Genomic DNA, 10,409 nt, shown 5'->3' with positions numbered 1-10,409 from the left:
GTAATTTCCGTGAGGATCCGATCAGAATGAACGCTTGGGAGCCGGCGCCCGTGCCAGCGTTGGCCATCCGTTTCGCGTCCTGAAGCGCAAGTTCGGCTATACGAAGATGCAGTACAGCAGCTTGATAAAGGAACATTCCCCAAGATAACCACACGGTTTTCGGTGGGTAATTCTTGGATGACAATCGCTGTTTTTTGCGAAAAGCGGGCTCCCACCTCAGCAGATTCTGATCGGATCGCGATATCGCGACATGGGTTCACGTTGTAGTTGGCGCGAATGGGAGGTTTGTACGGCAACAGTTTGGCCGTCGCGTTGATTTCAACGCCATTGGCCTAGCTTAGCGATACAGCTGATCGCATCGAAGACCCTCGGGCGAGGCAGAGATTATGCATCTCGTCCAGAGAAGCCGCAGTAAAAGATAACCACTCTAACGAGGGAGTAGGAGTCATGCAAATTGGTGTCCCTGTCGAAATCACGGCGGGTGAAAGACGTGTTGCCGTTACGCCGGAGACGGCGAAGAAGCTGAAGGATAAGGGACATACGCTGCACGTAGCCTCAGGTGCAGGCGTCTCGTCAAACGCAACGGACGATGCATACGTTGCTGCAGGCGCGGAGATCACCGATCAAGAAGGTGCCCTTGGTTGCGACCTTGTGCTGAAGGTTCGGGCTCCACAGCAGGGCGAATTCGCTAAGTTTAGGCGCGGTGCCGTCTTGGTTGGCATGCTCGATCCATTCGATATGGACGGTGCGCGACGGCTTGCCGATGCCGGTGTCGACGGCTTTGCTATTGAGGCTGCTCCGCGAACGACGCGAGCGCAGAGTCTCGATGTGCTCTCCTCGCAGGCGAACATCGCCGGCTACAAGGCGGTGCTGGTTGCAGCAGATCTTTACCCACGCTTTTTACCGATGTTGATGACTGCGGCCGGCACTGTCAAAGCCGCACGCTTGCTGGTGCTAGGCGCCGGAGTCGCCGGCTTGCAGGCAATCGCGACAGCCCGGCGCTTGGGGGCAGTGATCGAGGCGTCAGACGTTCGGCCGGCGGTGAAGGAACAGGTTGAGTCACTTGGTGCAAAGTTCATCCACGTGCCTTACGAGACGCAAGAAGAGCGTGACGTGGCCGATGGTGTCGGCGGATACGCCCGGCCGATGCCGTCGAGCTGGCTCGCGCGCCAGTCATTGGCCGTGCATGAGCGGGCGAAGGTCTCGGACATTGTCATCACGACTGCGCTGATCCCGGGCCGTGACGCGCCGACGCTCATTAGCGCTGAAACTGTGCAGGCGATGCGCCCCGGCTCTGTCATCGTCGACCTCGCGGCGGGGCGCGGGCCTGAGTTGCCTGGCCAGTTAGGCGTGCGTGGCGGCAACTGTCCGCTTACAGAGGCCGATAAGGTCGTGACCAAATACGGCGTAACAATCGTGGGTCATACCAATTTGCCGGCGATGGTGGCGTCTGACGCGTCGTCGCTTTACGCGCGCAACCTCATTGATTTCCTGAAACTCATCGTCACCAAAGAAGGCACGATCAACATCGACCTGAATGACGATATTGTCGCGGCGACTTTGCTCACGCGAGATGGGACCATCACGCGCAAGGCTGCATAAGGGATCAGAGCGGAAACGGAGAATTACGATGGAAGTCATCAATCACACAACTATCAATCTCATCATCTTGGTGCTTGCGGTCTATGTCGGTTATCACGTCGTCTGGAACGTGACGCCGGCGCTGCATACGCCTCTAATGGCTGTGACGAATGCGGTTTCCGCGATCGTGATCGTCGGCGCGATGCTTGCTGCTGGCCTCACCGTTCGAGGCCCCGGGAAATTCTTTGGCACGTTCGCCGTGCTGTTAGCGGCCATCAATGTCTTCGGCGGCTTTCTGGTGACACGACGGATGCTCGAAATGTTCAAAAGGAAGGAGCCGAAAAAGCAATCGACGAAGGAGATACATAAATGAGCATGAACGTCGTTACGCTGCTGTATCTCATTGCCTCCGTGTGTTTCATTCAGGCATTGAAGGGCCTGTCGAATCCGAGAAGCGCTAGAGCCGGGAATATGTTCGGCATGGTCGGGATGGCGATCGCGATCCTGACGACCATCGCACTTATCGCGCGCCAGGCAACTTCCCTTGGCGCAGATCTCCGATTTGGACTCGGCCTGCTCTTTTCGGCGCTCCTTGTCGGTGGCGCGGTGGGTTCCTTTATCGCCGCGCGTGTGGAAATGACGAAGATGCCGGAACTGGTCGCGGCGATGCACTCGCTGATTGGCTTAGCCGCTGTGGCTATCGCCTATGGCGTCATCTATGAGCCGACCGCCTTCGGGCTCGTTCCGCCCGACGCGCCGTATGCGGGTTATCTCCCGTACGGCAACCGCATTGAGCTTTTCATCGGCACGTTCGTGGGCGCGATAACCTTCTCGGGCTCTGTAATCGCATTTGGGAAGCTTTCGGGAAAATACAAGTTTCGTCTATTCCAGGGCGCACCCGTTGTCTATGCGGGCCAGCATGCGCTCAATCTGATGCTTGCACTCGGCATGATCGGCTTCGGCATCGGCTTCTTTCTCACGCTGTCGTGGGTGCCGTTCATTGTGATGACGATCCTCGCGTTTGCGCTTGGCGTGTTGATCATTATTCCAATCGGCGGTGCCGACATGCCCGTCGTTGTTTCGATGTTGAATTCCTATTCTGGTTGGGCAGCGGCAGGCATTGGCTTTTCGCTCAACAATGCGATGCTGATTATCGCCGGTTCGCTCGTCGGATCGTCAGGTGCGATTCTTTCATACATCATGTGCCGTGCGATGAATCGGTCTTTCGTCAATGTCATTTTAGGCGGCTTTGGTGCTGAGGCCGCTGCGGCCCCGGGCGGTCCCGGTGAACAGCGACCGGTTAAGAGCGGCAGTGCGGATGATGCTGGCTATATGCTAGCCAACGCCGATAGCGTGATAATCGTACCGGGATATGGTCTCGCGGTGGCCCGAGCCCAGCATGCTGTGAACGAGTTGGCTAAAAAGCTTACCGAGAAGGGCGTCACGGTCAAGTACGCCATCCACCCGGTGGCGGGCCGGATGCCTGGCCACATGAATGTTCTTCTGGCCGAGGCGGAGGTGCCCTATGACCAGGTGTTCGAGATGGAGGACATAAACGGTGAGTTCTCGCAGGCCGACGTTGCGATCGTGCTCGGCGCCAACGATGTTGTCAATCCGGCAGCGCAGCAAAAGGGCAGTCCGATCTATGGCATGCCGATCCTCGAGGCGCATAAGGCACGGACTGTGATCGTCAATAAGCGTTCGATGGCTGCGGGTTACGCCGGCCTCGATAACGAACTATTTTACATGGACAAAACTATGATGGTCTTCGGCGACGCCAAAAAGATCGTAGAGGATATTGCGAAATCTATCGAATTGTAGTGCGTTTTGAACGATCGAGCCGGAGAGGAACGTCAGATGCATTGAGGCTGGCGGGCGTTCCTGGGAGCCGCATTTGAGCTCGAATTCACAGCGAGTGTACCTATCGAAGACAGTGGACACGTGATGTACACGTTCCGACGCCTGAGAGTGCTGGCGAACAAGCTTTCTATCGATGATTTCGGCACGGGCTATTCCAGTCGTATCCAAATTATCTACAACCAGACCGATTGAAGGTAGATGGGTCGTTTGTACGTGCACTACCTGGCGACGCCGCCAAACAGTACAATTGTGAAAGAGATTGCTCAACTCGTCCATAGTCTCGGAATTAGTGTCGTTGTGGAACTAACCGAGATGGGCTGCGATGAGGTTCAAGGCTATCTCTTTGGTAGGCCAATGCTTTCCGATGAATTTGATTCTCTACGTATTGATCAGGTTTGCGTCTCGAATTGATCGAGTAACTGGAGCGTGTATACGGTCCGGGTTACTGGGGCTAGACAGTTCTCTAAGACTTCGGAACAGACGCCAACAAAGCAGTACTTATTATGGAAAGCTTTTGATGTTTATCTACGATAAGTCTCTTCACACGACGGCTCGCGCCCTTGCTCTATCCGTGAAGACGATACGCAAAGCACAGCAAAAGAATGATGCCGGCGACTTCCTGGCCGGCAACGTTGATTGGCAAGCCGCGATGGAGGAATTTGGCCAGGACGTCATTACGGCGCTTGCTGAAAATGCCGCGAACATGGTCGCCGATTGTGACGTGGTCTTGCGAATCGCACGGCAGGAGTAAGCGAACGTGCCCAGCCGCCCGATGAAACCTTCCAGCGATTTTCCACGCATCAGCCTGCAGCCGAGAGACGATTGCAGTTGGGTGTTCGGCCGCGGCGCGGTCCCGGCGTCGATGAAAACTCGTTCTTCATTGCACAGGTCGGGACCAACGTGCGGGCCGGCCGTTTCGGGCTGGTCGCCGATTTCCGCCTCGTTACCGAGAATGCCAGAAACGAGGATGGACGGGGAGTAAGTTGCGCATGTAAGGCAAAGCGGCGGTCAGTCGGACAGGAGCCGCCCGCCCCCGCTATCTGCGGGCGGCCGAATGACCGGGCTCAAAAGCCGCGAGGGTCGATCACGCTCGCGACCCGTGATCCATAGCAGGCTGGCCTTTCACGCACTTTGCTTCCCGAGTCGCGGATACCGCATCCTCCACAAGGACGTTCGAGTTGCAGGGGCATAAAACGTCGGGCCGATTTATCGAGCCGCAAATCTCTTGAAGCTTGCGCACAAACGATTGTGGCATCGAAAAAATTCGTTGATCGGAACATGCGGACTCGTAGGGGCGCAATACACCACTATCAATCAGAAAGGTTCAACTCGCACCATGAAAGGGGAATCGGAATCATCATCGGCGGAGTTTGGCGAGGCGCCTATCTCTGAGCTTCAGCGGGGGCGCATGCAGTGGCTGCTAGCCATCTTTTTTACTGCATTCGTAATTTCGTCAGGCGCTCATGCGCAGGAACATCTAGAGCCTATAGCTGACACCTTCGCGTCATCGCAGGCGGCGGAACCTTGGCAATCTGACAGTGATTGCACGAGTCCTCCGGTGCTTCTCATCCCGGCGACGCTCGGTGGGGCAACTACACTTCCGATGAAGCTTATTGATGGTGCGCCGTTGACATGCAGCTCTTCCGGTAGGATGCCAAAGCCGGAAGGCGGTGTTCGACGTTCAACGTCAAGTCGTGCGTCGACCAAAGGTCCGCGCGGCCTCACGGATTCGGTGGCGGGTTTCATCGACGCTGAGTCGACCAACACGAGTGGCTTGCAGCCGGGGGTCTCTCGTCTTGCATTCAGTGGTCTTGCAGCGAAATTTTTCTATCCCTCGCCGCCTGAAGGGAATCAGGAATTTTCCAACAATTCGCCGCCTGAAGGCGACCCGGCTGTGGCCGAACTGAGCGGATGAGACCGCGATCACGCTTGCCAGGGTGGCGCCGGGCATCGCCAAGCGGGCGAGTCGGCAGAGCCGAAGCTTAAGCCTGACGTGCGCCCGGTTGTAGGTGCCGGAGCACACGTGAGTGGTCGCGTATTGGCGGGGCTAGCGGTTTGGCTGGTTTTATGGCTGGCGCTTACGTGCCTGTTTATCCGAGGTTTCTGGATTTTCTACAAACGACACTTAACACCCGACGCTAAGCTTATTCGTGCCGCTAAGGCAGGGCTAAGGAGAGGAGAGTTCCGTGTGGAATACCAGCCCTTGGTCAACCTGCGCGAGGGGAGGTGCGTGGGGGTCGATGCGTTGATCCGATGGGACAATGTGGAATACGGCCACTTAGGCCCATATCATTACATGAGTCGTATTGAGCAGGGATCATTTGTCGTCCCCGTGACACGTTTCATTCTTGCGACTGCGGTCCGCGAACTCGGACCGTTGGGGGCGTCCAAATCCCTGTACATTGGAATCAAAGTTGCCGCTAGGCATGTCGAGAGTCGAACCTTTGTATCGGATGTGATGGGCTCGGCTGAATCGATCCTCTCCCGTCTGGTGTTGCATATGCCTGAGGAACACTGCGCCAGGCCAACAAAAGGCGTCCTTGATGCAATCACCGTTTTGAGAGCCAAGGGGGTGAGGTTAGCGATGTCGGGTGTAACCACTGTCGAGAAGTACCGGGGCTTTCACAAAGCGTTTCATTTCGATCTATTAAAGATCGATGGTCGGGTGCTGGCTCTCGATGACGGCGAGCGACGGAACCGGCTGGCAGCTTTGGTTGACGCGGCTCGGGAACTGGGCTCGAATGTGGTTGCCGAGGGGGTCGAGAGCGCGAGCCATCATAAAATAGTCAGTCGGTCTGGAGCTGAATTTGGGCAGGGGTTTTTCTACGGACGGACGATGGTTCTAAGCCTTTTCGCGACGTTCCTCAACGCTGGCGGAAACTCCTTACGTGGGAAAAGAGTACGTCCCTGGCAATAATTGTCCGCCTGGCCCAGTGAATTCGGCACGTGACGGGCACCGCATATCTGTTGATTTAGTGTCTCGAGCCGTGAGGCTGGCTTGCTGATGCAAGGGTCGCAGCGAAGACCTCGAATGGTGAAGGAAATGCGTGAGTCGCGCGTGGGCGGCTGTTCAGACTGTCGGCAATCGCATCGAGTTCGTCCTGACTGTAGACCGAGAGATCCCTGCGTTTAGGCAGATACTGGCGCAGAAGCCCGTTGGTGTTCTCGCAGGTGCCGCAGTGCCATGGACTGTGCAGGCCCGCAGAAATACACCTTCACGCCGGTTGCTGCGGTGTGTTCCTTACGCCGCGACGTTTCGTTGCCCTGGTCGTAGGTAAAGCTCTGCCGTAATGGCGCGACAATCGAATTGAGTTTGGCGGAGAAGCCCGCCAGCGCCGAAGCGGCCTTGGGATCTCCCGTCCTGGCAAGCAGCACCAAGCGGCCGGTCCGTTAGACCAGAACGCCGACTGCGGACTGGTTGCTGGCACCTTTGATGAAGTCGCCCTCCCAGTGTCCATGCAGCAGTCGGTCTTCGATTTCGGGCGGACGCAGACGAATACTCACCATGTCGGGGATCTGGCCACGCCGGTCGGTGCCTCGTGTGCGCGGCATGCGCGTGCTTTGGCCGTGGCGCAAGCAAGCAATCAGCTGACGACGCGATCCGCCAAGCGGCTGGGCATAGATCGCCGTGTAGATTGTTTCGTGCGAGACTGGGTTGAGTCGGTCAGATACATACGCTGTAGTGTGCCCGATTTCTGCTGGGGCGACCATTTGCACTCGATCAGCGTGAGAACAAGGCGCCAGCAGACGCTTCGCGGGCAAAGCTTTGGGGGACGGCAACCCGCGCTACGGCATGCGGCGCTGAGCGCTTCAGCCGGCACTGACGCGTAGCCAGCACAAGAGCTGTTTCGCGTCAGTCCACGACTAACGGTGCCCGGCGAGCGCCCGAGTATCCGGGCCATGGCCCGAATACTCGAACCCTACAGTTCCGGACCCGCAATGGTCAGACGCTCTTCAGGCCGCAGTGGCATGTACTGAGTTCTTTCGTTCATCGCAACACCCTATATGAGACAGGTGTTGCACTTCAGATTTGATAGCGCTCATCGGCCTTGTGGCTAATCCTGAGTGACAATTTGAAGGCGCAAAGGGGCTTCAGTAACAATCACGGTGTTTGGTCAGTCGTCTGACGAGGAGATAAGCCGGCGTTGCTTGATAGCGACTACAAGCGCGTCAATAGCCTTCATCGCAAAGTCAAGCGACGCAGGATCCTTAAGCCTCCCGTCCACAATCTTGGCATGTGCCGCGGGAACCACCACTTGAGGAAAAGAAATGACATTGGCCAACATCGCACGGAGGGTCTCGGCGATTTGGACCTGAGCTCGAACGCCGCCTGTGAAGGCGGGGGACGCAGTCATCACCAAGGTCGGTTTGCCAGCGAAGGGCGACTTGTTTATTGGTTGAGAGGCCCAATCCAAAGCATTCTTAAAAACGCCTGGCATGCCATGGTTGTACTCCGGAGATACGATGACCACCCCGTCGCACCGTGTGACAGCATCCTTGAATGTCTGGACTGAAGAGGGGAAATCGTCGGTTTCGCGGTCTTCGTTGTAGAGCGGGATCCGACTGAGCTCGAAGATATCGAGCATGACCTCATCCGGGAGTTCATCTCGCAGCGTCCGCAGAATCGCTGTGCAATACGAAAGACGACGAAGGCTTCCCGAGATACCGACGAGCCGAATAGAAGCGTGCTTGTTTTTCATTGAGGTTATCTGATATGAGTTAAAGTTTGGAAAGAAATTCCCGCCGTGGTCTCTGTGTGTAGCATGACGATTCTCTTCGCTGTCGATCTGCCGGCTTGGGACTCTCATTTGCGCCATCCCTGCTGATAGAGCCAAAGCAAGAGCACCATCACCCACCCGCCCGGCAGTAACAGCAGCCCAAGCTGGGGACCTGACCTGTTCAAAGACGCCAGTATTTTTTCAATTCCCGAGGGATGCGTGCTCGTGGCCTTCGAGCTCGCCTTGTCGCTTGGCATGGGCAAAGCGCGAAGAACGGAATTGCGAAAAGTGTTTCCTGCGCGGTCTATCGCGACTGTGCATCCAGCCGACAATTCGACGCGTGCGTTTGCTTCGAGTAGCTCGTACAACTTGAGGTGAAAAGAGTCTCTTCGCATGTTGTTGTCTCACGTGATTCGAGGAAAGAACGAAGCGTCATTGTTCAAGTTAAAGTACACTTGAAGTCAATAGAAAATTCTGGTGAGCGTCATGAGCGGGAAAATTACAGTCGGCGAACTTGCGAAGCGCTCGGGCGTAGCGGCGAGTGCGATCCGTTTCTATGAGGCTCAGGGGCTGATTCGCGGCACCCGAACAGAAGGCGGTCACCGACAGTATGCAAGGGAGACGCTCCGCCGGGTGGGGTTCATCCGCGCCGCACAGGCGGTCGGATTAAATCTTTCAGAGATTCGCTCCGCTCTCGATACGTTACCTGGGCAGCGCACTCCGACGAAGCAGGATTGGGAGCGGCTCTCACGCGCGTGGCACCCGGTGCTGCAGGAGCGTATAGACAGGCTCATCGCATTGCGGGATCAACTTGTGTCGTGCGTGGGTTGCGGATGCCTGTCTCTGAAATCCTGTTCGCTCTATAACCCCGGGGACGTTGCTCGACGGCGCGGGAGCGGTCCCCGATATCTGCTCGGCAACACGCCGCGCATTGTGTTGGCAGGTGACAGCTCAGATAAGCAGAAAAAATAACCGATGCCAATGTACCTATTGAGCAAAGAGGGCTGCGACGCCTCGATGTCTTCCGAAGACAAGTAGACAGCGGCGTCAATTTTCCGCGTGAGGGTCCGCTCTTGTCTGGCAAGTTGCCACGTGTTCGACCAGGAGCCTCAGGAACCGGATGGCATCTGTCAATCGAACTGATATGGCTTATATGAACGCCTCCGTTTTGCTAGGCTTTTGGGCGCTCTGATGTCACCTAGGCTGGGTTGCAGCTTTATACATGGCCTCGTCCCGTTTGCCAAATGGTTTGGTCCACTGCATACAGGTGCTGGATTGAATATATACATACGGCCTGTTTGCGGCACATACGTGCCTGGCCCCAATGGATTTCGCCCGGCGACTCCTTCATATATCCACGACTTCGAGAGCCCTAAAGCTGCGCAGGTTTTGTCGCCGACGGTCCGACCTGTTTTCCATTGAATCAAATCATTTGTGCAATCGATGAAGAGATAGGTTATCGCTGCCGTGCTGCCCGTCGTCCTGGTCATACTGGTGGCTCGTATTCACGCCCCTGAGCCAGCAGCACCCAGATGGTTCGGGCTACCTTGTTGGCGAGAGCCACGACCGCGACGTTTGTCCCCCGTCGTGCCTGGACTTCAAGTATCCATCGCGAGAGCGGATCGCTACGCTTCCCTGCCTGCTGGACGACTGATCTGGCTCCGTGCACAAGAAGCATGCGCAGGTATCCGTTCCCCCGTTTCGTGATTCCGAACAGACGTTGCCTGCCGCCTGACGAGTGTTGGCGTGGCGTTAGACCGATCCATGCCGCAAACTGCCTGCCGTTCGCGAGCTCGGTCGCGCTGCCTGCGGCGGCGATGGCAGCGGTCGCAATCATGGGTCCGACACCTCGGATTTTCTCCAGTCGTTGGCTTGAAGCGGACGCCTTGTGCGCCTGACGGATGAGCTCGTCGTACCGCGCGATCTGCGTATCCAGAAGCGCGAGTCGGTCATACATGTCATGCACCATCGAGCGCGTAAGTCCGGTGAGTTCGTTAGCCTGATCATCAAGAATTGCTGGCAACTGCTGCTGTATCTTGAGTGGCGTCTGGGCAATGACGATGCCGTATTCAGCGAGTAGCCCTCGTATCTGGTTGATCTGTGCGATCCGGTCCCGCATCAGCAGACTGCGGATACGATGCATGGATTGGATGTCCTGCTGTTCAACACTGTTGATCGCGACGGTTCTGGTGCAAATAGGCAGTTCTGTCGATGTATTTCGTATAGCTAAGGATATATTATCGAGCCGAT

9 protein-coding genes and 1 pseudogene are annotated in these 10,409 nt (G+C 56.6%); 7 read left to right on the top strand and 3 right to left on the bottom strand.

The features are described from left to right. Window positions 1–447: 447 nt before the first annotated feature. The 6 genes from P0D89_RS48200 (at window position 448) to P0D89_RS48175 (ending at window position 6,358) form a co-directional block, all read left to right on the top strand. A complete protein-coding gene (locus P0D89_RS48200) occupies window positions 448–1,602 on the top strand; it encodes a Re/Si-specific NAD(P)(+) transhydrogenase subunit alpha (protein ID WP_408379035.1) in 1,155 nt (384 codons plus the stop codon). Window positions 1,603–1,630: 28 nt separating this feature from the next. Next, window positions 1,631–1,954, top strand: a complete 324-nt coding sequence (locus P0D89_RS48195) for an NAD(P) transhydrogenase subunit alpha part 2 (protein ID WP_408379032.1) — start codon at window positions 1,631–1,633, stop codon at window positions 1,952–1,954. Next, window positions 1,951–3,402 (top strand): NAD(P)(+) transhydrogenase (Re/Si-specific) subunit beta, encoded by a 1,452-nt coding sequence (locus P0D89_RS48190; RefSeq protein ID WP_408379029.1) that lies wholly within the window; start codon window positions 1,951–1,953, stop codon window positions 3,400–3,402. The genes P0D89_RS48195 and P0D89_RS48190 overlap by 4 nt, the downstream gene beginning before the upstream one ends. Before the next feature lie 556 nt (window positions 3,403–3,958). Then, window positions 3,959–4,192, top strand: a complete 234-nt coding sequence (locus P0D89_RS48185; RefSeq protein ID WP_408379028.1) for a hypothetical protein — start codon at window positions 3,959–3,961, stop codon at window positions 4,190–4,192. A 474-nt stretch (window positions 4,193–4,666) separates the two neighbouring features. Continuing rightward, a complete protein-coding gene (locus P0D89_RS48180) occupies window positions 4,667–5,356 on the top strand; it encodes a hypothetical protein (protein ID WP_408379026.1) in 690 nt (229 codons plus the stop codon). Between the two features lie 78 nt (window positions 5,357–5,434). Beyond that, window positions 5,435–6,358, top strand: a complete 924-nt coding sequence (locus P0D89_RS48175) for an EAL domain-containing protein (protein WP_408379024.1) — start codon at window positions 5,435–5,437, stop codon at window positions 6,356–6,358. A 55-nt stretch (window positions 6,359–6,413) separates the two neighbouring features. Here P0D89_RS48175 and P0D89_RS48170 read toward each other — a convergent pair. Both P0D89_RS48170 and P0D89_RS48165 read right to left on the bottom strand, forming a co-directional pair. Then, a pseudogene (locus tag P0D89_RS48170) lies at window positions 6,414–7,412 on the bottom strand (IS30 family transposase). A gap of 144 nt (window positions 7,413–7,556) precedes the next feature. Beyond that, window positions 7,557–8,141, bottom strand: coding sequence for an NADPH-dependent FMN reductase (locus P0D89_RS48165; RefSeq protein WP_408379022.1), 585 nt, complete (start codon window positions 8,139–8,141; stop codon window positions 7,557–7,559). Between the two features lie 504 nt (window positions 8,142–8,645). Here P0D89_RS48165 and soxR point away from each other — a divergent pair. Beyond that, window positions 8,646–9,131 carry a redox-sensitive transcriptional activator SoxR gene (gene soxR, locus P0D89_RS48160; RefSeq protein WP_408379018.1) on the top strand — a complete coding sequence of 162 codons (486 nt, stop codon included), beginning with the start codon at window positions 8,646–8,648 and terminating at the stop codon, window positions 9,129–9,131. A gap of 514 nt (window positions 9,132–9,645) precedes the next feature. Here soxR and P0D89_RS48155 read toward each other — a convergent pair. Then, a partial coding sequence (locus tag P0D89_RS48155; protein ID WP_408379015.1) for an IS110 family RNA-guided transposase occupies window positions 9,646–10,409 on the bottom strand: 764 nt, incomplete at its 5' end.

Origin of the sequence: Paraburkholderia sp. RL18-085-BIA-A (genome assembly GCF_046027075.1) — a bacterium.
Lineage (GTDB): Bacteria > Pseudomonadota > Gammaproteobacteria > Burkholderiales > Burkholderiaceae > Paraburkholderia.
Note: the sequence above shows the minus strand (reverse complement) of the source record. Positions and strands in the feature narration are given on the sequence as shown.